Source organism: Streptomyces sp. NPDC101166 (assembly GCF_044768125.1).
GTDB lineage: Bacteria > Actinomycetota > Actinomycetes > Streptomycetales > Streptomycetaceae > Streptomyces.
The window spans coordinates 352,368-373,599 of the sequence record NZ_JBIWPF010000002.1 but is presented as its reverse complement, the minus strand read 5'-3'; the positions used below and the strand labels follow the sequence as shown (position 1 = coordinate 373,599).

The 21,232-nt window shown below is 74.1% G+C and carries 17 protein-coding genes and 1 pseudogene; 12 read left to right on the top strand and 6 right to left on the bottom strand.

Annotation, left to right across the window (positions count from 1 at the left end):
* Nucleotides 1-4: 4 nt before the first annotated feature.
* Together aceB and ACIRS4_RS06010 are read right to left on the bottom strand one after the other, a co-directional pair.
* Complete coding sequence (gene aceB / locus ACIRS4_RS06015; RefSeq protein WP_404190597.1) at nt 5-1,639, bottom strand: malate synthase A; 1,635 nt, start codon at nt 1,637-1,639, stop codon at nt 5-7.
* A gap of 117 nt (nt 1,640-1,756) precedes the next feature.
* Nucleotides 1,757-2,356 carry an NTP transferase domain-containing protein gene (locus ACIRS4_RS06010; protein WP_404190595.1) on the bottom strand — a complete coding sequence of 200 codons (600 nt, stop codon included), beginning with the start codon at nt 2,354-2,356 and terminating at the stop codon, nt 1,757-1,759.
* A 203-nt stretch (nt 2,357-2,559) separates the two neighbouring features.
* On the opposite strand from ACIRS4_RS06010, the gene ACIRS4_RS06005 reads away from it, so the two are divergent.
* Complete coding sequence (locus tag ACIRS4_RS06005) at nt 2,560-2,853, top strand: DUF5955 family protein (protein ID WP_404190592.1); 294 nt, start codon at nt 2,560-2,562, stop codon at nt 2,851-2,853.
* An 84-nt stretch (nt 2,854-2,937) separates the two neighbouring features.
* Here ACIRS4_RS06005 and ACIRS4_RS06000 read toward each other — a convergent pair whose 3' ends face one another.
* The gene (locus ACIRS4_RS06000) at nt 2,938-3,732 is read right to left on the bottom strand and encodes an IclR family transcriptional regulator (RefSeq protein ID WP_404190590.1); all 795 of its coding nucleotides are present in this window, start codon (nt 3,730-3,732) and stop codon (nt 2,938-2,940) included.
* Nucleotides 3,733-4,013: 281 nt separating this feature from the next.
* On the opposite strand from ACIRS4_RS06000, the gene allB reads away from it, so the two are divergent.
* The 3 genes from allB (at nt 4,014) to ACIRS4_RS05985 (ending at nt 6,860) form a co-directional block, all read left to right on the top strand.
* The gene (gene allB / locus ACIRS4_RS05995) at nt 4,014-5,375 is read left to right on the top strand and encodes an allantoinase AllB (RefSeq protein ID WP_404191077.1); all 1,362 of its coding nucleotides are present in this window, start codon (nt 4,014-4,016) and stop codon (nt 5,373-5,375) included.
* A gap of 101 nt (nt 5,376-5,476) precedes the next feature.
* Entirely contained in the window at nt 5,477-6,592 is a 1,116-nt protein-coding gene (alc, locus tag ACIRS4_RS05990; protein WP_404190587.1) for an allantoicase, read from the top strand.
* Nucleotides 6,593-6,686: 94 nt separating this feature from the next.
* Nucleotides 6,687-6,860 (top strand): hypothetical protein, encoded by a 174-nt coding sequence (locus tag ACIRS4_RS05985; protein WP_404190584.1) that lies wholly within the window; start codon nt 6,687-6,689, stop codon nt 6,858-6,860.
* Between the two features lie 40 nt (nt 6,861-6,900).
* Here the strand turns inward: ACIRS4_RS05985 and ACIRS4_RS05980 are convergent, their stop codons facing one another.
* A complete protein-coding gene (locus tag ACIRS4_RS05980; RefSeq protein WP_404190582.1) occupies nt 6,901-7,587 on the bottom strand; it encodes a TetR/AcrR family transcriptional regulator in 687 nt (228 codons plus the stop codon).
* A 111-nt stretch (nt 7,588-7,698) separates the two neighbouring features.
* On the opposite strand from ACIRS4_RS05980, the gene ACIRS4_RS05975 reads away from it, so the two are divergent.
* Nucleotides 7,699-8,820, top strand: coding sequence for an FAD-dependent oxidoreductase (locus ACIRS4_RS05975; RefSeq protein WP_404190579.1), 1,122 nt, complete (start codon nt 7,699-7,701; stop codon nt 8,818-8,820).
* A gap of 324 nt (nt 8,821-9,144) precedes the next feature.
* On the opposite strand, the gene ACIRS4_RS05970 is transcribed toward ACIRS4_RS05975, so the two are convergent.
* The gene (locus ACIRS4_RS05970; RefSeq protein ID WP_404190577.1) at nt 9,145-9,345 is read right to left on the bottom strand and encodes a hypothetical protein; all 201 of its coding nucleotides are present in this window, start codon (nt 9,343-9,345) and stop codon (nt 9,145-9,147) included.
* 222 nt (nt 9,346-9,567) lie between these two features.
* Here ACIRS4_RS05970 and ACIRS4_RS05965 point away from each other — a divergent pair, with 222 nt between their 5' ends.
* Together ACIRS4_RS05965 and ACIRS4_RS05960 are read left to right on the top strand one after the other, a co-directional pair.
* Nucleotides 9,568-10,944 carry a sensor histidine kinase gene (locus tag ACIRS4_RS05965; protein WP_404190574.1) on the top strand — a complete coding sequence of 459 codons (1,377 nt, stop codon included), beginning with the start codon at nt 9,568-9,570 and terminating at the stop codon, nt 10,942-10,944.
* Between the two features lie 13 nt (nt 10,945-10,957).
* The gene (locus ACIRS4_RS05960) at nt 10,958-11,620 is read left to right on the top strand and encodes a response regulator (protein ID WP_404190571.1); all 663 of its coding nucleotides are present in this window, start codon (nt 10,958-10,960) and stop codon (nt 11,618-11,620) included.
* A 286-nt stretch (nt 11,621-11,906) separates the two neighbouring features.
* On the opposite strand, the pseudogene ACIRS4_RS05955 reads toward ACIRS4_RS05960, so the two are convergent.
* A pseudogene (locus tag ACIRS4_RS05955) lies at nt 11,907-12,905 on the bottom strand (Gfo/Idh/MocA family oxidoreductase); the annotation flags it as partial.
* 129 nt (nt 12,906-13,034) lie between these two features.
* Between ACIRS4_RS05955 and ACIRS4_RS05950 the strand changes: the two are divergent.
* From ACIRS4_RS05950 to ACIRS4_RS05930, 5 genes are all read left to right on the top strand, one after another.
* Nucleotides 13,035-13,772 carry a GntR family transcriptional regulator gene (locus ACIRS4_RS05950; RefSeq protein WP_404191074.1) on the top strand — a complete coding sequence of 246 codons (738 nt, stop codon included), beginning with the start codon at nt 13,035-13,037 and terminating at the stop codon, nt 13,770-13,772.
* Nucleotides 13,773-14,040: 268 nt separating this feature from the next.
* Nucleotides 14,041-15,189, top strand: a complete 1,149-nt coding sequence (locus ACIRS4_RS05945) for an ROK family glucokinase (protein WP_404190568.1) — start codon at nt 14,041-14,043, stop codon at nt 15,187-15,189.
* On the top strand, nt 15,186-15,788 hold the full coding sequence (locus ACIRS4_RS05940) for a sugar kinase (protein ID WP_404190566.1): 603 nt from the start codon (nt 15,186-15,188) through the stop codon (nt 15,786-15,788). The genes ACIRS4_RS05945 and ACIRS4_RS05940 overlap by 4 nt, the downstream gene beginning before the upstream one ends.
* 235 nt (nt 15,789-16,023) lie before the next feature.
* Complete coding sequence (locus ACIRS4_RS05935; RefSeq protein ID WP_404191071.1) at nt 16,024-18,807, top strand: SNF2-related protein; 2,784 nt, start codon at nt 16,024-16,026, stop codon at nt 18,805-18,807.
* A 209-nt stretch (nt 18,808-19,016) separates the two neighbouring features.
* Complete coding sequence (locus tag ACIRS4_RS05930; RefSeq protein ID WP_404191068.1) at nt 19,017-21,170, top strand: SWIM zinc finger family protein; 2,154 nt, start codon at nt 19,017-19,019, stop codon at nt 21,168-21,170.
* Nucleotides 21,171-21,232: the final 62 nt, after the last annotated feature.

The window sequence follows — 21,232 nt, the reverse complement described above, 5'->3', positions numbered from 1 at the left end:
GCGCTCAGCCTTCGAGCCGCTCGTACGCCGGCAGGGTCAGGAAGTCGGCGTAGTCCTCGTCCAGGGCGACTTGGAGCAGCAGGTCGTGGGCCTGCTGCCAGTGCCCCGCCGCGAACGCCTCCTCGCCGATCTCCGCGCGGACCGCCGCCAGTTCCTCGGCGGCGACCCGGCGGGCCAGCTCGGGGGTGGCCCGCACGGTCCGCCCCTCGTGCGCGAACTCCACGCCCGCGTTGATCCACTGCCAGATCTGCGAGCGCGAGATCTCCGCGGTGGCCGCGTCCTCCATCAGGTTGAAGATGGCCACCGCACCGAGTCCGCGCAGCCACGCCTCGATGTAGCGGATGCCGACCTGCACCGCGTTGACGAGACCCTCGTACGTGGGCCTCGCGTCCAGCGAGCCGATCGCGATCAGGTCGGCGGCCCGGACGTCGACGTCCTCGCGCAGCCGGTCCTTCTGGTGCGGCCGGTCGCCGAGGACCTTGTCGAAGGACTCCATGGCGATCGGGACGAGGTCGGGGTGGGCCACCCAGGAGCCGTCGAACCCGTCGCCGGCCTCACGGTCCTTGTCGGCGCGGACCTTCTCGAAGGCGACCTTGTTCACCTCGGCGTCCCGGCGGGACGGGATGAACGCCGCCATGCCGCCGATGGCGTGCGCGCCGCGCTTGTGGCAGGTGCGGACGAGGAGTTCGGTGTACGCCCGCATGAACGGGGCGGTCATCGTGACGGCGTTGCGGTCCGGCAGGACGAACTCGGGCCCGCCGTCACGGAAGTTCTTGATGATGGAGAACAGGTAGTCCCAGCGGCCCGCGTTCAACCCGGAGGCGTGGTCGCGGAGTTCGTAGAGGATCTCCTCCATCTCGTAGGCGGCCGTGATCGTCTCGATGAGGACCGTGGCGCGGACGGTGCCCCGTGGGATGCCGAGGTGGTCCTGCGCGAAGACGAACACGTCGTTCCACAGGCGTGCTTCGAGGTGCGACTCGGTCTTGGGGAGGTAGAAGTACGGCCCCTTGCCGAGGTCGAGCAGTCGCCGGGCGTTGTGGAAGAAGTACAGGCCGAAGTCGACGAGCGCACCGGGCACCCGCACCCCTTCGGCGTCGACGAGGTGTCGCTCGTCCAGGTGCCAGCCTCGCGGGCGCATGACGACGGTGGCGAGCTCGTCGTCGGGGCGAAGGGCGTACGCCTTGCCGGAGACCGGGTCGGTGAAGTCGATGTTCCGGGTGTAGGCGTCGATGAGGCTGAGCTGGCCGAGGACCACGTTCTCCCAGGTCGGCGCGGAGGCGTCCTCGAAGTCCGCGAGCCACACCCGGGCGCCTGAGTTGAGGGCGTTGATCGTCATCCTGCGGTCGGTGGGGCCGGTGATCTCGACCCGGCGGTCCTCCAGCGCGGCGGGGGAGGGGGCCACCTTCCAGGAGTCGTCGGCGCGGATCGCGGCGGTCTCCGGGAGGAAGTCGAGCGTGCCGGTACGGGCGATCTCGGCGCGGCGCTCCGCCCGGCGGGCGAGGAGTTCGTCGCGGCGCGGGGTGAAGCGGCGGTGCAGTTCGGCCACGAAGGCGAGGGCCGCCTCGGTGAGGACCTCCTCCTGCCGCGGCAGCGGCTCGGCGGCGACTACGGCCGGCGGGGACGGCGCGGGGGCTGCCATGAGCGGTCACTTCCTTCGGCGGGGCGGGTCGGCACGCGCGACGTGAGCGGCGTCAGTGGATAGTAGTTTCCTCATCGTGGAAGTTCAACGCTGCAGCGCGGGCCGGTCCCGCCGAAGTCACTCCAGCCGCCACAGGTCGCCCACGTGGTCGATGTCGTACGGCTGCGCCACGTCCCCGCACTCCACCAGCGTCAGCTCGTCGTCGTGCGCGCTCAGATAGGCGCGGGCGCCGCGGTCGCCGGTCGCGCCGGCGGCGACGCCCGCCCAGTGCCGGGCCCCGAGCAGCACCGGGTGGCCGCGCCGGCCCTCGTAGGAGGCGGCCGCGAGCGAGTCACCGCAACGGTGGGCGGCGAGAACCCGGGCCATCGCCTCGGCTCCGATCCCGGGCTGGTCGACCAGGCACACCAGCGCGGCCCTGGCGCCGGTCCCCGCCAGCGACTCCAGCCCCAGGCGCAGTGAGCCCCCCATCCCTCGCTCCCACCGCGGATTGTCGACGAGCACGCACCCGCCGAGCCGTGCCTTCTCCCGTACGGCGTCGGCGGCGGCCCCGAGGACCACATGGACGCGTCCGCAGCCCGCCGTGCGCAGCGCCTGGACCGCGTGTTCGACGAGCGGACGCCCCCGGTGCGTCAGCAGCGCCTTGGGGCGTCCGCCGAGGCGGTGCCCCCCGCCCGCGGCGAGAAGCAGCCCGGCGACCTGGTCCTGCGTCTGCGTCATGCGTTCTGCATACCTGACGCGCAGGCGTCCACACGGTTTCGGCGGGCTGAATTTCGGTCCTCACGGTGGCGCGGCCGGCATCGGGTGGCGTTTACTGACCCGCGTCCCCCCGGCGTCCGGCCACCGCCACGGGATGCTCGCGGGGCACGACGAAGGCGCGCACGAGGGGGAATGCTGTGTTGCGGAGCTTGGGGCAGAGGCCGGTGACCGGCAGTGACGAGGATCCCAGGGTGGCGGGGCTGCGGACCGCGGTGTCCCGGCTGCGCCGTGAACTCGCCGCGCATCCGGCGGAGTTCCCGGACCGTGCCATCGCCGAGGACGAACTCGCCGCCCTCGCCGCGATGGCCGCGCACGGCGTGCCCGAAGTCCCGCGCCTGCGCCGCTCGTTGCTGCTGATCGCCGGGGCGATCGGCTCGATGAGCGCGCTGTCCGGCGGGCTGTCGGAGGTGCGTCGGGCGGTGGACGTGTTCGGCCGGCCGCCGCGGGGGCGGGGGTAGCGCACCCGTGCGTCGGGCGGTGGACCTGTTCGGCCGGCCGCCACGGGGCGGGGGTGGCGCACCCGATGGGACGCCGCGGGCCGGCTACGCGTCGTTCCGCGTGGCGAGCGCCTCGGACAGCGCTCCCGCCACCTGCTGCAGCACCGGCACGATCCGCTCCGTGGCCGTCTCCGTGACCCGGCCCGCCGGGCCCGAGATGGAGATGGCCGCCGGGGTGGGGGAGTCCGGCACCGGCACCGCGAGGCAGCGGACGCCGATCTCCTGCTCGTTGTCGTCGATCGCGTAACCGGAGCGCCGGACCTCGGCCAGGGCCGCCAGGAAGCCGTCCGGGGTGGTGATGGTCTTCTCGGTCGCGGCGGGCATGCCCGTGCGGGTCAGCAGGGCGCGCACCTGGTCTTCGGGGAAGTCCGCGAGGAGCGCCTTGCCGACGCCCGTGGAGTGCGGCAGGACCCGGCGGCCGACCTCGGTGAACATCCGCATCGAGTGCTTCGACGGCGCCTGCGCCACGTACACGACCTCGTCCCCGTCGAGCAGCGCCATGTTCGCCGTCTCGCCGGTCTCGTCGACGAGGCGGGCGAGATAGGGGCGGGCCCAGGTGCCGAGCAGCCGGGACGCGGACTCGCCGAGACGGATCAGACGCGGGCCGAGGGCGTACCGGCGGTTGGGCTGCTGGCGGACGTATCCGCAGGCCACCAGGGTGCGCATCAGGCGGTGGATGGTGGGCAGCGGCAGCCCGCTGCTCGCCGACAGCTCGCTGAGCCCGACCTCGCCGCCCGCGTCCGCCATGCGCTCCAGCAGGTCGAAGGCGCGCTCGAGGGACTGGACTCCCCCGCCGGCGGACTTGGTGGAGTCGCTGGCGCTGGCGCTGGACGTCGGCACGGGCGCGTTCCTTTCGCGGCTGGCGGGAAGATCTGAAGCGTACCCGGCGGCCGGTCGCGCCCTGCCTCGCCCGCGATCGCCGCCTGTCAGCCGGAATCGTCATGTCACTTCACGGAAACGTCCAGGGTGGCGACGGTGGGGCATGGTGGAGAGAGGGAGAGGAGGGTCGCGGGGTGTGCCCTTGACGGTGCACGGCCGGAAGTGAACACTCCTTCAACAGAACGTTGAAACCGGTGGTGCGACAGCGGCAGAGAGGGGCCCGAGTGTCCGACGCCGAGCTGATGCCGTCCGATGCCGGACCGGCGCCCTCCGACGCCGATCTGGTGCTGCGCTCGACGCGCGTCATCACCCCTCAGGGCATGCGCGCCGCCTCGGTCGCGGTGGCCGCCGGCGTCATCACCGCCGTCCTCCCCCATGACGCGAGGCCGCCCGCGGGCGCCCGTCTGGAGGACCTCGGGGACGACGTCCTGCTGCCCGGCCTCGTCGACACCCACGTCCACGTCAACGACCCGGGCCGCACCGAATGGGAGGGCTTCTGGACCGCCACGCGCGCCGCGGCGGCCGGCGGCATCACCACCCTCGTCGACATGCCCCTCAACTCCCTCCCGCCCACCACGACGGTCGACCACCTCCGTACGAAACGGCAGACCGCCGCGGACAAGGCACACGTCGACGTCGGCTTCTGGGGCGGCGCCCTGCCCGGCAACGTCGGGGACCTGGGCCCGCTGTACGACGCCGGGGTCTTCGGCTTCAAGGCCTTCCTCTCGCCCTCGGGCGTCGAGGAGTTCCCCCACCTCGGCCGGGAGGAGCTGGCCCGGTCGATGGCGACGATCGCCGGCTTCGGCGGCCTGCTCATCGTGCACGCCGAGGACCCGCACCGCCTCGACGCCGCCCCGCAGCGCGGCGGCCCCCGGTACGCCGACTTCCTCGCCTCCCGGCCACGCCGTGCCGAGGACAGCGCGATCGCGGGACTCGTCGCCGAGGCGGCCCGCCTCCGCGCGCGTGTGCACGTCCTGCACCTTTCGTCGAGCGACGCCCTGCCCCTGATCGCCGCCGCCAAGGCCGACGGCGTCCGCCTCACCGTGGAGACCTGCCCGCACTACCTGACCCTCACCGCCGAGGAAGTCCCCGACGGCGCCAGCGAGTTCAAGTGCTGCCCGCCCATCCGTGAGGCCGCCAACCAGGACCTGCTGTGGCAGGCGCTGGCGGACGGCACCGTCGACTGCGTGGTCACCGACCACTCCCCGTCCACGGCCGACCTCAAGACCGGCGACTTCGCCACCGCGTGGGGCGGCATCTCCGGACTCCAGCTGAGCCTGCCTGCGGTGTGGACCGAGGCGCGACGGCGCGGCCACGGCCTGGAGGACGTCGTCCGCTGGATGTCCACGCGCACCGCGGCACTCGTCGGTCTCGACCGCAAGGGTGCCGTCGAGGCGGGCCGCGACGCCGACTTCGCCGTCCTCGCCCCGGAAGAGACCTTCACCGTCGACCCCGCGGCCCTCCAGCACCGCAACCGCGTCACGGCGTACGCAGGCAGGACCCTGCACGGCGTCGTGAAGTCCACCTGGCTGCGCGGTCGACGCATCTATGCCGACGGCGAGTTCACCGCGCCGGAGGGCCGGCTCCTCACCCGCGCCGACTGACCCGGCCCGCCCCCCGCGACCCATCCGCCCCCGCGACCCGTCCGCCCCCGCAACCCGCACGGCCTCCCGCATCCGCGCGGCCGACAGTCGAAAGGCACCCCGTGACGGCGATACCGAGCTTCACCGGCGACGCGAACCCCTACGGCGGCGGCGACCCGTACGCGGACTACCGCACCGCGGACTTCTCCTTCACCCGGTACGTCGACCTCGCCGCCCGGGAGCTCGGCGCCTCGGTCATCGCCGCCAACGACGAGTTCTTCGCCCACCGGGAGAACCTGTTGCTGCCCGGGCCCGCCGTGTTCGATCCGGAACGCTTCGGCCACAAGGGCAAGATCATGGACGGCTGGGAGACCCGCCGCCGGCGCGGGGCATCGGCCGAACACCCGTGGCCCACGGCGGACGACCACGACTGGGCGCTGGTCCGGCTCGGCGCGCCCGGCGTCGTCCGGGGCGTCGTCGTGGACACCGCCCACTTCCGCGGCAACCATCCGCAGGCGGTGTCCGTCGAGGGCACGTCGATGCCCGGCTCCCCGTCCCCGCGGGAACTGCTCGCGGACGACGTGAAATGGACGACGCTCGTCCCCCGCACCCCCGTGGGCGGCCACGCGGCGAACGGGTTCGAGGTGGCCGTGGAGCAGTGCTTCACCCACCTCCGGGTCAACCAGCATCCCGACGGTGGCATCGCCCGTCTGCGCGTGTACGGAGAGGTCGTCCCCGACGCCGCCTGGCTCACCGCCCTCGGCGCGTTCGACGTGGTCGCGCTGGAGAACGGCGGCCAGGTCGAGGACGTCTCCGACCGCTTCTACTCACCGGCCGGCAACACCATCCGGCCGGGCCGCTCCGCCAAGATGGACGACGGCTGGGAGACCCGCCGCCGCCGCGACCACGGCCACGACTGGATCCGCTACCGGCTGGCCGCCCAGGCCCGGATCCGCGCCCTGGAGATCGACACGGCGTACCTGAAGGGCAACAGCGCCGGCTGGGCGGCGGTCTCCGTGAGAGACGGTGAGGACGGCGACTGGCGGGAGATCCTCCCGCGCACCCGCCTGCAGCCCGACACCAACCACCGCTTCGTCCTGCCGGCCCCGGCGGTCGGCACGCACGCGCGCGTGGACGTCTATCCCGACGGCGGCATCTCCCGGCTGCGCCTGTTCGGCTCCCTGACCACCGAGGGCGCGGCGAGGCTGGCGGCCCGGTGCCAGGAACTGGGCGGCTGAACTCCGGCGGCGTCCAGGAGGACGCCCAGGGCGGCGAGGCCGGCGACGTCACCCCCGACGACCCGGGCGTCCACCCGGACGTGACTGGTTCACCGTGCTGTCCGGCACCGTCGTCCTCCACCTCGGCGAACGCGTCGTCCGGGTCGAGGCCGGGCAAGCCGCGTCCTTCTCCACGATGACCCCCCCACGCCTCCGCGGCGATCGCGGCCCCGCCGAGATCCTGATCGTTCTCGACCGCGACGGCGAACGCAGTCACCTCCACCCCTGAACCGCCCGCGGGCGGTTGACGGCGTCGGTGGCCCGTACGGTCAGCGCAGGGCCGAGATGCCGGCGAGGAAGATGTCGACTCCGACGAGGAACTGTTCGCGGTCGTCGTGCTCGCCCAGGCGAGTCGCCGCCGCGTGCACGAACGGGTACCGGGCGGGGTCGATCCGCGCCCATTGGGCGGCGGCGTCCTTCAGGAAGGCCTCCCGGTCCGTGTCGTCGCCCGCGTGCAGCCGTGCGTTCGCGGCGTTCTGGGCGGCGACGCCGAGGACGTAGTTCACGAGCGCGCCGGCCGCGTCGAAGCGCGCCTTCTCCGGGACGTCGAGGGCGTTCATGAGCCGGCCGACGCTCTCGTAGAAGTCCAGCAGTGCGGGCCGCCACGGCTGCCGGGAGAGTTCCGTCCCGATCCAGGGGTGCGCGTCGACCGCGTCGAACAGGCCGAGGGCGAGGCGGCGCAGAGCGGTGAGGGGGTCCGCGTCGGCGACGGCGCCGGACAGCACGCCGGCGATGACGTCGTCGGTGGCCGTGGCGAGCACATCGCCCTTGTCCGCGACGTGGTGGTAGATCGCCCCGTAGCCGGTGCTCAGGCGCTCGGTGAGCGCGCGCAGGGTCAGCGCCTTCTCGCCGCCGCTGTCCAGGATCTCGATCGCGGTCCGGATGATCAGCTCCCTCGACAGGCTGTCCGTCCGCCGCGCGGCCCGCGCGGATCCCTTCGCCGCTCTCTTCTCCATGGCCCCAGCATCCCATGGATGGAGCGTCGATCCAACTCCGTGTTAGCTTGATTGGAGCGGCGATCCAAAGTGGGCGTCGTATCGCCCCTTCACGGGGCCGGGGAGGAAACCATGACGACACCCGTCACCATCGTCGGAGCGGGTCTGGGCGGCCTGACGCTGGCCCGCGTACTGCATGTCCACGGCATCCGGGCCACGGTCCACGAGGCCGAGCCCGCGCCGGACGCCCGCCGCCAGGGCGGCCTGCTCGACCTGCACCCCCACAGCGGGCAGGCCGCCCTGGAAGCAGCCGGTCTCATCGAGGAGTTCCGCACACTGGTCCTGCCGGGCCGTGAGGCGTACCGGGTCATGGACCGGGCGGGCAACGTGCTGCTCGACCTGCCCGACACTGGAACCGGCGAGCGCCCGGAGGTACCGCGCGGCGCACTGCGGCGGATGCTGCTCGACTCCCTGCCGGCCGGAACCGTCCGCTGGGGTCACAAGGTCACCGCCGTGCGGGCCCTCGCCGACGGCCGCCACCGGGTGGACTTCGCCGACGGCGCCACCGAGGTCGCGGACCTGCTCATCGGCGCCGACGGCGCCTGGTCGCGGGTACGACCGCTGCTCTCGAAGGCCGCTCCGCGGTACTTCGGCGTCTGCAGCGTCGAGACGTTCCTCTTCGACGCGGAGACCCGCCACCCCGCCTCCGCCAAGGCGGTCGGAGCCGGTTCACTGTTCGCGCTCGCCCCGGGCCGGGGGCTGCTGGCCCACCGGGAAGGCGGCGGAACCCTGCACACCTACGCGCAGTTGAAGAAGCCGCAGGACTGGTTCGCCGGCCTCGACACCGCCGACGCCGGGACCCTCACCGCACGGGTGGCGAAGGAGTTCGACGGCTGGGCTCCCGAACTCACCGCCCTGATCACCGGCAGCGACACCCCGCCGGCCCTGCGGCCCGTCTTCACACTGCCGGCCGGACACCGCTGGGATCGCGTACGAGGGGTGACCCTGCTCGGCGACGCCGCCCACCTACAGGCGCCGAACGGCGAAGGCGCCAACCTGGCCATGCAGGACGGCGCGGAACTCGGCCGGGCCCTCGCCGCGCACCCCGGTGACGCGGAAGCTGCCTTCGCCGCGCACGAGGAGGCCATGTTCGCCCGCGCCGCCGAGGTGGAAGCGCACGACGACGGCTTCTACGGACTCATGATCGACGACCATGCACCGCACAGCGTGCTGACCCTGATGACGGGCGACTGACAGGACGCGTGAGCCTGACGCGGTGCGCTCCTCGCTCCTCGCTCGGCGGCCTGCGGCCAGGGCCCGCCCGCGGTGGCAGGAGTGCCGCACGCCCCTGAGGCCGCGAGCGGACTTCGTGGCCTCAGGGGCGGAATCGGAGCTGGGCTCCCTATCGGGACGCACCACGGCCACAGCATCGCCTTCCCCTGACGCGGCGAGGGCGTGCCGCGCGAGGCGTGCCGGCTGCCCGGCGAGCACGACGTCGGGCTGAGCCGCCAGCGGGGCCCGATCCCGGGGAGGCCGCCCCACCGCCCCGGTCGCCGTTCCGCGTCGGCGACGCCGACCTCAGCGCGGCTTCTGGGCCTCCGCCATGGCGAACAGGGCGAAGGAGAGCACCAGCAGCGCGACGCTCGCGTAGACCTCGTAGCCGTCGAGGAAGCCCAGCTGTTGCACCAGGCCCCAGTGCACGTCGGTGAACTCGTGCACCAGGCCGGCTATGCCCTGCACCAGGGCGATGAATCCGAGTACCTCCAGCAGCTGCCTCATGCCCCCACCTTGGCCCGTCGGCCCCACGCGCACATCGGCCGGCGAGCGGTGCGCGTCCGGCGAAAGTCGGCGCCGGCGGCCGGTCTCCCACGCCGAAAGCACGCGCCCTGTCATCCTTCGGTCGGAGTGTCCGTCAGCCTCCGTCGCGCGTCGGCCGCTTTCGGTCGCCGATCCCGTCGGACGGGCGGTGGCGGCGCCGCCGGCTGCGTAGATTCGACGCCCATGAGGGGTGACGACCGATCCGCGCCGACCGCGCCCGCCTTCCCGGGCCGCCGATGGCTGCTGCCGTCCGCGGTGGCCGCCGAACTGGAGACGGAGAACGGGAGCGCGGGGGGCGAGCCGGCCGAGCGGTCCGGGCGGCCCGGTCGATTCGGCCGGTCCGGAGCCCGTCCTCGCCGTACCGTGCGCGACTGGGTGGTCGACTTCACCTGCTTCCTCGTCGCGGTCGCCGTCGGCCTTCTGGTGGCGGACACGCTCCCCGGCGAATCGGGCCTTCCGCACTCCGTCCTCGTCGCCGACCAGCTCATCGGAGCCCTCGCCTGTGCCGCGACCTGGCTGCGCCGCCGCTGGCCCGTCGCTCTCTCGCTCGGAGCGATCCCGGTCGGCTTCCTGTCGACCACCTCGGGCGGCGTCGGCGCGATCGCCCTCTTCACCCTCGCCGTGCACCGGCCCTTCCGGTACGTGGCCTGGATCGGCGGCGGCCACCTCGCGCTGATCCCGGTGGTGTTGTGGGCCCGCCCGGACCCGGACCTGGCCTACGGGCCGGCCGTGGTGTGGACCATGCTGTTCACCGTCACGATCATCGTCTGGGGCATGTTCGTGCGCTCCAAGCGACAGCTCATGCTGAGCCTGCGCGACCGGGCCCGGCGCGCAGAGACGGAGGCGCGGCTTCGCGCCGAGCAGGCGCAGCGGCTGGCCCGCGAGGCCATCGCCCGCGAGATGCACGACGTGCTCGCTCACCGGCTGACCCTGCTCAGCGTGCACGCGGGCGCGTTGGAGTTCCGGCCGGACGCGCCCCGCGAGGAGGTCGTCAGAGCCGCCGGCGTGATCCGCGAGAGCGCCCACGAGGCCCTCCAGGACCTGCGGGAGATCATCGGCGTGCTGCGGGCCGACGCGCCGGACGACACCGGCCGCCCCCAGCCGACGCTGGCCGCCCTGGACGCGCTGGTCGCGGAGTCCCGTGCGGCGGGCATGAAGGTCACTCTGGAACAACGCGTCACCGACCCCGGCGCGGTCCCCGCCTCCGTCGGCCGCACCGCGTACCGGATCGCCCAGGAGTGCCTGACCAACGCCCGCAAGCACGCCCCCGGCACGGAGGCCGCGGTCACCGTCGCGGGCGGCCCTGGCGAGGGCCTCGCCGTCACCGTCCGCAACCCCGCCCCCGACGGCGAGGTGCCCCCCGTCCCCGGTTCCGGTCAAGGGCTGATCGGCCTCGGCGAACGAGCCACCCTCGCCGGCGGCCGCCTGGAACACGGGCGGCGCGGCGACGGCGGCTTCGAGGTATGCGCGTGGCTGCCCTGGCCGGCGTCGGCGCAGCAGCAGGCACGCGCGCGCGTGGGTGCGTCCCCCGGAGCGTCAACTCGCCCGCCGCAAGCATGATTACGTACGCACCATGACTGCGATCAGAGTCCTCCTCGTAGATGACGACCCCCTGGTGCGTGCCGGGTTGTCCTTCATGATGGGCGGCGCCGACGACATAGAGATCGTCGGGGAGGCCGGTGACGGGGGCGAGGTCGAGGCGCTCGTCGACCGCACCCGTCCGCACGTGGTCCTCATGGACATCCGCATGCCGGCCGTGGACGGTCTGACCGCCACCGAACGGCTGCGCTCGCGCGGTCAGGCCCCTCAGGTCGTCGTCCTGACCACCTTCCACGCCGACGAGCAGGTCCTGCGCGCGCTGCGCGCGGGCGCCGCCGGTTTCGTCCTCAAGGACACCCCGCCCGCCGAGATCCTCGACGCCGTGCGCCGGGTCGCGGCCGGCGACCCCGTGCTGTCGCCCACGGTCACCCGCCAGCTGATGGACCACGCGGCCGACGCCGCCGCCGACACCCGGCGTTCCCGCGCGCGTGAGCGCGTCGCGGCCCTGGGCGAACGCGAACGCGAGGTGGCCGTCGCCGTCGGCCGCGGTCAGTCGAACGCGGAGATCGCCGCCGGCCTGTTCATGAGCGTCGCCACCGTCAAGACGCACGTCTCCCGCATCCTGGCCAAACTCGACCTCAACAACCGGGTGCAGATCGCGCTGCTGGCGCACGACGCGGGACTGCTGGACGACTGAGGCCGCATCCTCCGGGGCCTTTTGCGCGGGGTCACCCGTAGGGGTAGGTCCCCGGGCCGCCGTACGCCTCCGAGCCGCCGCCCCAGGCCCCGGTCACGCCGGGCGCCTCGTACGCCCCGGGGGCCGCGTAGGCGTCGTACACCCCAGGAACTCCGTCCGCTCCCTCCGCTCTGTGAGCGGTCCGCGGCCGTAATCCCGTGCCGTCGCTCTGGCCGCCCGCCCCGGGGAAGTGCCGGTACGGCTCCGGCTCTCGCGGTGCGGCAGGGCCGCCCTCGGCCGGGCCCGCCCCCGGGATCTCGGCGAGCGACACCGCTCTTCGCTCGCGGCGGGACACCTCGCACGCCTCGGCGACACGGAGCGCCTGGAGCGCCTCGCGGCCGTCGCAGGGGTTGGGCCGCGCACCCCGCAGGACGTCCACGAACGCCGTCAGCTCTGCCTCGTAGGCGGGGCCGAAGCGCTCGAAGAAGCCGGTCCAGGGCTTGTCCGCCGCCGGGGGACCGGTCGGCTCGGTGGAGGCGATCGGGGTGCGGTCGTCCAGGCCCACGACGATCTGGTCGAGCTCGCCGGCCAGCTCCATGCGCACGTCGTAGCCGGCCCCGTTCATCCGGGTCGCCGTCGCCGTGGCGAGGGTGCCGTCGTCCAGGGTGAGGATCGCGGCGGCCGTGTCCACGTCGCCGGCGGCGCGGAACATGGCAGGGCCGGCGTCGGACCCGGTCGCGTACACGTCGGTCACCTCGCGCCCGGTCACCCAGCGCAGCACGTCGAAGTCGTGGATCAGCGCGTCCCGGAACAGTCCGCCGGACAGCGGCAGCCAGGCGGGCGGGGGCGGCGACTGGTCCGACGTCACCGCCCGCACGGTGTGCAGTCGCCCGAGCCGTCCCGAGCGCACGGCGTCCCGCGCCCCCGTGTACCCCGCGTCGAAGCGGCGCTGGAAGCCCATCTGCAGGACGGTCCCGGCGGCCTCGACCTCGGCGATCGCCGCCGAGGTGCCCGCCAGGTCCAGGGCGATGGGCTTCTCGCAGAAGACCGGCAGCCCCGAGCGGGCGGCCCGGCCGATCAGCTCGGCGTGGGCGGAGGTCGCCGTCGTGATGACCACGGCGTCCACGCCCCACCGGAAGATCTCGTCCACGCCCGGCGCGGCCGTCTCGCCCAGCCGGTACGCCAGCTCCTGGGCCCGCGCGGGATCCGTGTCCGTCAGGATGAGGGATCCGACCTCCCGGTGACGGCTGAGCGTCCTCGCATGAATGGTGCCGATGCGGCCCGTCCCGATGACCCCGATGCGCATGTGTTCAAGGTGACGTCGGAGTCGGCGCCCTGTCAATGCGTATGTCCGGACAACCGAACTACACTACTTCCCGTCAACCGGCCGCGGAGCTACGCTCGGCCCGTGCCGAAACCTGAAGTGGACCCGACCGTGCAGCTCGAACTCCGAGTGGACCGCAGCTCACCGGTGCCCTTGTACTTCCAGCTGTCGCAGCAGCTCGAAGCCGCCATCGAGCACGGAACGCTCACGCCCGGCAGCCTGCTCGGCAACGAGATCGAGCTCGCCGCCCGGCTCGGTCTGTCCCGGCCCACCGTGCGGCAGGCGATCCAGTCCCTCGTCGACAAGGGCCTGCTGGTGCGCCGGCGGGGCGTCGGCACCCAGGTCGTGCACAGCCAGGTCAAGCGCCCGCTGGAGCTGAGCAGCCTCTACGACGACCTGGAGGCGGCCGGGCAGCGCCCGGCGACCACGGTCCTCGTCAACACCGTCGTCCCCGCGTCCGCCGAGGTCGCGGCCGCCCTAGGCGTCCCCGAGGGCGGTGACGTCCAGCGGGTGGAGCGGCTGCGGCTGGCGCACGGGGAGCCGATGGCGTACCTGTGCAACCACCTGCCCGCCGGCCTGCTCGACCCGGACACGGCGCAACTGGAGGCCACGGGCCTGTACCGGCTGATGCGGGCCGCCGGGATCACCCTGCACAGCGCCCGCCAGTCCATCGGCGCCCGCGCCGCCACCGCCGACGAGGCCGGACGGCTCGCCGAGGCGGAGGGCGCCCCGCTGCTCACCATGCAGCGCACGACCTTCGACGACACCGGCCGCGCGGTGGAGTTCGGCGACCACATCTACCGGCCGAGCCGCTACGCGTTCGAGTTCCAGCTGCTCGTGCGCCCCTGAGCGGCCCGGTGCCGGGGGCCGCGCGGTGACGCCGCCGGGTGACGACGCCCGGTGCAGGCACTCGTTCACCGACACCGCCCGGTGATATTGTCCGGACAAATCCGGCTGCGATGGGCGTCACCGTGAGGCCGGGTGCGATGCGCGTCACCGTGAGGCAGCCGGCCCCGTGGCGCGACGAGGCACGACGCCCCTGCGCCCGGCGCACTTCACGTGCCCCTTCGGTCCCCAGCACGGCACCCGCCCCGTGGGTGAGGCACAATCGGCGACGATGAGCACCTACGGCACCTTCACCGCCCCCATCGGCTCCCGTCGCGCCCCCGCCCTGCGCACCGTGGGCACCCGCGAGCGCCGCTCGCACCTGACCGCGCCCCGTGTGCCCACCGTGGGCATCGACATCGGCGGCACCAAGGTCATGGCGGGCGTCGTGGACGCCGACGGCAACATCCTGGAGAAGGTCCGCACGGAGACCCCGGACAAGTCCAAGAGCCCGAAGGTCGTCGAGGACACGATCGCCGAGCTGGTACTGGACCTGTCCGACCGGCACGACGTGCACGCCGTCGGCATCGGCGCGGCCGGCTGGGTCGACGCCGACCGCAACCGCGTCCTGTTCGCGCCCCACCTGTCCTGGCGCAACGAGCCGCTGCGGGACCGCCTCTCCGGCCGGCTGTCCGTCCCCGTCCTCGTCGACAACGACGCCAACACCGCCGCCTGGGCCGAGTGGCGCTTCGGCGCGGGCCGCGGCGAGGACCACCTCGTCATGATCACGCTGGGCACCGGCATCGGCGGCGCGATCCTGGAGGACGGCCAGGTCAAGCGCGGCAAGTACGGCGTCGCCGGCGAGTTCGGCCATATGCAGGTCGTGCCCGGCGGTCACCGCTGCCCGTGCGGCAACCGCGGCTGCTGGGAGCAGTACAGCTCGGGCAACGCGCTGGTCAGGGAGGCCCGCGAGCTGGCCGCGGCGGACTCCCCGGTGGCGTACGGGATCATCGAGCACGTCAAGGGCAGCATCGGCGACATCACCGGCCCGATGATCACCGAGCTGGCCCGCGAGGGCGACGCGATGTGCATCGAGCTGCTCCAGGACATCGGCCAGTGGCTCGGCGTCGGCATCGCCAACCTCGCCGCAGCCCTCGACCCGTCCTGCTTCGTGATCGGCGGCGGCGTCTCGGCCGCCGACGACCTGCTGATCGGCCCCGCGCGCGACGCCTTCAAACGGCACCTCACCGGCCGCGGCTACCGCCCCGAGGCCCGCATCGTGCGCGCCCAGCTCGGCCCCGAGGCCGGCATGGTCGGCGCGGCCGACCTCGCCCGGCTGGTCGCCCGCCGCTTCCGGCGTGCCAAGCGCCGCCGGGTGGAGCGGTACGAGCGCATCGAGCGGTTCGCGGAGGCGGCCCGCCGGGCCCGGGACACCGCATGACGGCCTCCCTGCCCCACCAGGCCCCGCCGGCCGACGAGCCCGCCCCGCCCTCCCGTCCGCCGGAGCCCAGGGGGCGCATGATCCGGCGCAGGGCGCTCACGCTGCTGATCATCGTGCTCCTCATCGGCGTCCCGGCCGGCTACCTGGTGATCTCCGCGAACCAGAGCCGCGACAGCGGCAAGGACAAGGAGGCCAAGTACTCGGCCACCGGACTGACCAAGGGCTGGCCGTCCGGAATCCAGCTCCGCCTCTACCAGGTGCCGGTGCCGGACCCCTCGAACAACGTCGCGTACTACGAGACGAACAACTGGAAGACCAGCCGCCTCTATGTGCAGTTCCAGACCACACAGACCGGTCTGGACTCCTTCTTGAAGGACCTGGGCGTGAACCGGTCCGTCCTGGTGAAGGACGACATCACGATCAGCGAGCGGGACCAGGGCGTCAGCGGCTGGAAGTTCACCGGCCCGGGCTCCCGCCCCGGGAACGACTTCGGCTTCGTCCACGAGCAGAAGAACCCGCGGCCCACCCTGGACGTCGTGGTCAACACCGGAAACCCCGACTACCCCCTGGTCTACGTCGTCTCCCGCACGGTTCCCTAAGGGCTGCCCCCACCGCCCCGCCCGCTCCCGGGCCGTCCCGACGGCTGGCGGAGCCGATTGTCAGACCCCGCCCGTAGAGTCGAAGACGACTGATCGACGACCGGGTCCGCACACGGGCGGGAGGTGAACAGGCGGGATGAACGACATGGCTACGAGGTGGGCGGCCCCGGCGACAGGGGCCACGGCGGAGGCGACCTCGGCGGCGTCCGCCGGGCGGTCCCGCGAGCCGCTCGGTATGGGCCTCGCCGCCGTCTTCCTGCCCGCGCGCCTTCCGCGCGACGGCCGCGTCGCCTTCTGGGACCCGGACGACGGCCCGCTGCCCGCCCCGCCGCACACCGACCTCACCGAGCTGACCGTCGTACGCCGGCACGGCGCTTCCGTCCGCCGGCGGCAGATCCCCGCGCTGTCGCTGCCCCTGGACACGGCGCTCCCGCTCCTGGTGCGCGCCCGCCGCGACCCCGCCGCCCACCTCTCTACGGCCTGCTGGGGCGCGGCCGCGCTGCACGCCCTGCGGCTCACCGCCCGCGGCCGCCTGCTGCCCGGCCTCACTCCCGACGGCGACGACGCCTGGCGGGCCGGCCCGCTCGACCCGGAGGACATCGCCCACCTGCGCGCCATCGCCGCCGCCCTGCCGTACGAGGGCCACGCCGTCCCGCTCCCGGGCTCCGGCCCGATCCGGCTGCCCCGCCCCGAGGCCCTGATGCGGTCGTTCCTGGACGCCGTCGCGGACACCCTGCCCCGCACGCCCGCCGCGCCCCACGCCTCCGGGAAGCCCTTCGCCGACCGTCGCCCGCAGCAGCTCCCCGACGCCCACGACTGGGCCGCCGAGGTCGCCGCCGGGATGGACGCGGGCGTGCGGATCTCGCTCCGGCTCGACCTGTCGGCGTACGACCTGTTCGACGAGGGCGGGGACGCGCGCCGCGCGGGCGCGGCCGTCGTGCAGGTGCACAGCCTCGCCGACCCGACGCTGGTGACGGACGCGGCGGCCCTGTGGGCGGGCGAGGCGGACGCCGCCTTCGGCGCACGCGCCCGCGTGGACGCGGCCCTCGCCGTACGCCGTGCGGCCCGCGTCTGGCCGCCCCTCGCCCGGCTCGCCGAGCAGGAGACGCCCGATGTCCTTGCCCTGTCCGAGGACGAGGTGAACGACCTGCTCGGCGTGGCCGCGACCCGCCTCGCCGCGGCCGGGGTCGCCGTCCACTGGCCCAGGGACCTCGCCCAGGACCTCAGCGCCACCGCCGTCGTCCGCTCCGCGCCGGGCTCCGCGACCGACGGCACCGGCTTCTTCGAGAGCGGGCGACTGCTCAGCTTCCGCTGGCAGTTGGCGCTCGGCGGCGACATGCTCAGCGAGGCCGAGATGGACACGCTGGCCGAGGCCCACCGGCCCGTCGTCCGCCTGCGCGACCAGTGGGTGCTCGTCGACCCGGCCCTCGTCCGCAAGGCCCGCAAACGCGAACTCGGGCTGCTGGACCCGGTGGACGCCCTGTCCGTCGCCCTCACCGGCACCGCGGACATCGACGGCGAGACCGTCGAAGCCGTCCCCGTGGGCGCACTGGCCGCCCTGCGCGACCGTCTCACCACGGGTGTACGGCCCGCCGAGCCGCCCCCCGGCCTGCGCGCCACCCTCCGGGACTACCAGCTCCGCGGCCTGGCCTGGCTCGACCTCATGACCTCGCTAGGCCTCGGCGGCTGCCTCGCCGACGACATGGGCCTCGGCAAGACGATCACCCTCATCGCCCTGCACCTGAAGCGGGCCCGCAGCGAACCCACCCTGGTGGTCTGCCCGGCCTCCCTCCTGGGCAACTGGCAGCGCGAGATCACCCGCTTCGCCCCCGGCGTCCCCGTCCGCCGCTTCCACGGCCCCGACCGCACCCTGGACGGCCTGGCCGACGGCTTCGTCCTCACCACGTACGGCACGATGCGCTCGGCTGCCGCAGACCTGGCCCGGCAGACCTGGGGCATGGTCGTCGCGGACGAGGCCCAGCACGTCAAGAATCCCTTCTCGGCCACCGCGAAGGCCCTGCGCACCATCCCCACCCCCGCGCGCGTGGCGCTCACCGGCACACCCGTCGAGAACAACCTCTCCGAGCTGTGGGCGCTGCTCGACTGGACCACCCCCGGCCTCCTCGGTCCGCTGAAGGCCTTCCGCGCCCGGCACGCGCGCGCGGTGGAGAACGGCGAGGACGAGGAGGCGGGGGAGCGGCTGGCGCGCCTGGTCCGCCCGTTCCTCCTGCGCCGCAAGAAGTCCGACCCCGGCATCGTGCCCGAACTGCCGCCCAAGACCGAGACCGACCACCCCGTGCCGCTCACCCGTGAACAGGCCGCCCTGTACGAGGCGGTGGTGCGCGAGTCGATGCTCGCCATCGAGACGTCGCAGGGCATGGCACGGCGCGGGCTGGTCCTCAAGCTCCTGGGCGCGCTGAAGCAGATCTGCGACCACCCCGCGCTCTACCTCAAGGAGGCGGCCCCCGGCGCCGGTGACGGCCTCGCCTCCCGCTCCGGCAAACTCGCCCTCCTGGACGAGCTGCTCGACACCCTGCTCGCCGAGGACGGCTCCGCCCTCGTCTTCACCCAGTACGTCGGCATGGCCCGCCTGATCACCGCCCACCTCGCCGACCGCGCGGTCCCCGTCGACCTCCTGCACGGCGGGACCCCGGTGCCCGAACGCGAGCGCATGGTCGACCGCTTCCAGAACGGGGCGACACCGGTCCTGGTCCTCTCCCTCAAGGCCGCCGGCACCGGTCTGAACCTCACCCGCGCGGGCCATGTCGTCCACTTCGACCGCTGGTGGAACCCGGCCGTCGAGGAACAGGCCACCGACCGCGCCTACCGCATCGGCCAGACCCAGCCGGTGCAGGTCCACCGCCTCATCACGGAGGGCACGGTCGAGGACCGCATCGCCGAGATGCTCCAGAGCAAACGAGCCCTCGCCGAAGCCATCCTTGGCTCCGGCGAATCGTCCCTCACCGAACTGACCGACACCGAACTCGCCGACCTGGTCAGCCTCCGAAGGGAGGCGTGATGCGAGACCACCCACTCCATGAGCCCACCTCTCCGCCGGACGCCGCGTCGGAGGCGGACGAGGTCACGCCTCACTCGACCGACACCACGCGGTCGGCGCAGGAGCGCGAGGCTCCCGAGCCGTCGGACACCGCCGCCCGTCCACCGGCGGAGCCGACGCCTTCGCGCGGGCAGGCCGAACCCCGTCCCGCCGATGAGGCCCGCCGCGCCCTGCGTGCCGCCCGGACGCAGGCGACGCCGGTCGCGGGCGACGCGGCACGGGCGGAGACGACCGAGGGGCCGCGGAAGACTCAGGGCACGTCCGGCGAGCGGCCGGCCGACGCCGCCCGCGCGGCGCTGCGCCGCCCGGGATCAGCCCATCCACCGGGTTCGCCCAGTGCAGGGCAGCCCCCCATCGAGGGCGCTGCCCCGACCGCCTCCTCTGCGCACGGCGCGGTGGGCGCACGACCCGGAGACATCGCGCGTGAGGCTCTCCGCGCGGCACGGGCGAAGTCGCGGCAGGACCCGGCCGAGCCGGCCGGCGAGACCGGCGCGCCCGCCCGCAAGCTCCCACCGCCCGCCGCCGGCTCACCGAACCGCGAGCCCGCGTCTCCGGGTGCTCGCGAGGATGCCGAGCCCTTCGCCGACGCCTCCCTCCGCCGGGAAGCTCCCGCCGACGTCCGGGCTTCGGCTGGTGAGCCGGTTCCGGGGGCCGTCCGTCCGGGCGCCGGGGGGCCGGGCGGCGATTCCGCACGTGAGCTTCCGCCTGCCGTCTCCGGGGCACGGAGCCGCGAGTCCGCGTCTGCGGGTGCTCGCGAGGGTGTCGCCCCCTTGGCCGATGCCTCCCTCCGCCGGGAAGCTCCCGCCGACGTCCGGGAACCTGCCGGAGAGCCGGCCCCCGCAGCCGGAAGTCGTCCCGACGTGCGGGAACCCGGCGACGCGCCCGCTCCCGGGGTCGGTCGTCCCGCGGTGCCGGAACCCGGCGGCGCGCCCGCTCCCGGGGTGGGTCGTCCCGCGGTGCGGGAACCCGGCGGCGCGCCCGCTGCCGCCGCCTCGCAGGCCGCGCCCAGCCACCCCTCGCCCCCCTCCTCACCCCGCTCCATGGCGGCCCCTAACCGGGACAGTGAGCACCGCCGTACGTTTCCCGCCCTGCCGCCCAGGCCCGTCGGCGGTGAACTCCAGGCCGATGCCGGTGAGTTCGCCGCGAGCTGGTGGGGGAACGCCTGGGTGCGCGCGCTCGAAGAAGGTGCGCTGGACGTCAACCGGCTGGCGCGCGGGCGGGGTTACGCCGAGCAGGGCCATGTGGACGCCATCACGGTCACCCCCGGCCTCGTCCTCGCCTACGTGCAGGGCAGCCGCCCCCGCCCCTACCGCGTGCAGGTCAGACTGCGCACCCTCGGCGACGAGGACTGGGAGCGGTTCCTGGACGCCGCCGTGGAGCGCCCCGCGCACATCGCGGCGCTGCTGGACAAGGAGATGCCCGAGTCCCTCGCCGGCTGCGGCGTGCCGTTGCTGCCGGAGCCCGGGGACCTCGCCCCGCAGTGCAGTTGCCCCGACCACGGCCACCCCTGCAAGCACGCCGCCGCCCTCTGCTACCAGACGGCACGCCTGCTCGACGCCGACCCTTTCGTCCTGCTCCTCCTGCGCGGCCGGGGTGAACGCGAGCTCCTCGACGCGCTGTCCCGCCGCAACGCCACCCGCGCGGCCCGCGCCGCCCAGGAGCGCGAGCCCGACCCCCTGCCCGGCATCCGGGCCACGGACGCCCTGGCCGCACGCCGACTCCCCCCGCTCCCACCCCCGTTGCCCACCCCGCCGCACCCCGGGCAGCCCCCGGCGTACCCTTCCCTCCCCAACGGCGGCCCCGACTCCTTCGCGCTGGACCAGCTCGCCACCGACGCCGCCGCCCGCGCGCACGCCCTGCTCGCCACCGGCCGCGACGAGGTCGGTGAACTGACGTTCTGGCAGGACGCCGTACGGCTCGCCGCCGCCCGCCCCGGCTCCGGCCTCACCGCCGCCACCCGCTCCCTGTACTCCGCCCTGGCCACCGCCGCCGGCCGCACCCCGGCCGAACTGGCCCGCGCGGTCGCCGCCTGGCGTCAGGGCGGCCCCGACGGACTCGCCGTCCTGGAGGAGGCGTGGGACCCGCCGGCCGGCCGTTTCGACCGGGCCCGTCCCCTCCTCCTCGCCGCGGACCTCCCCGCCTTCCGCCCCTGGCGCAACCACCTCACCCACCCCCGCGGCCATGTCCAGCTCCGCTTCGGCCGCGAAGGCCTGTGGTACGCCTATGAATCCGAGCCGGGCCACGACGACTGGTGGCCGCGCGGCACCCCCGACCCCGACCCGGTCGGCGCCCTGACCGGCCTGGACGGCGCCGACGGCTTCTAAGGGCGGTCCCGTAATCCCTGGCGGGCGTGCGCTGATCCACCAGGGATTACGGGACAGCCCTT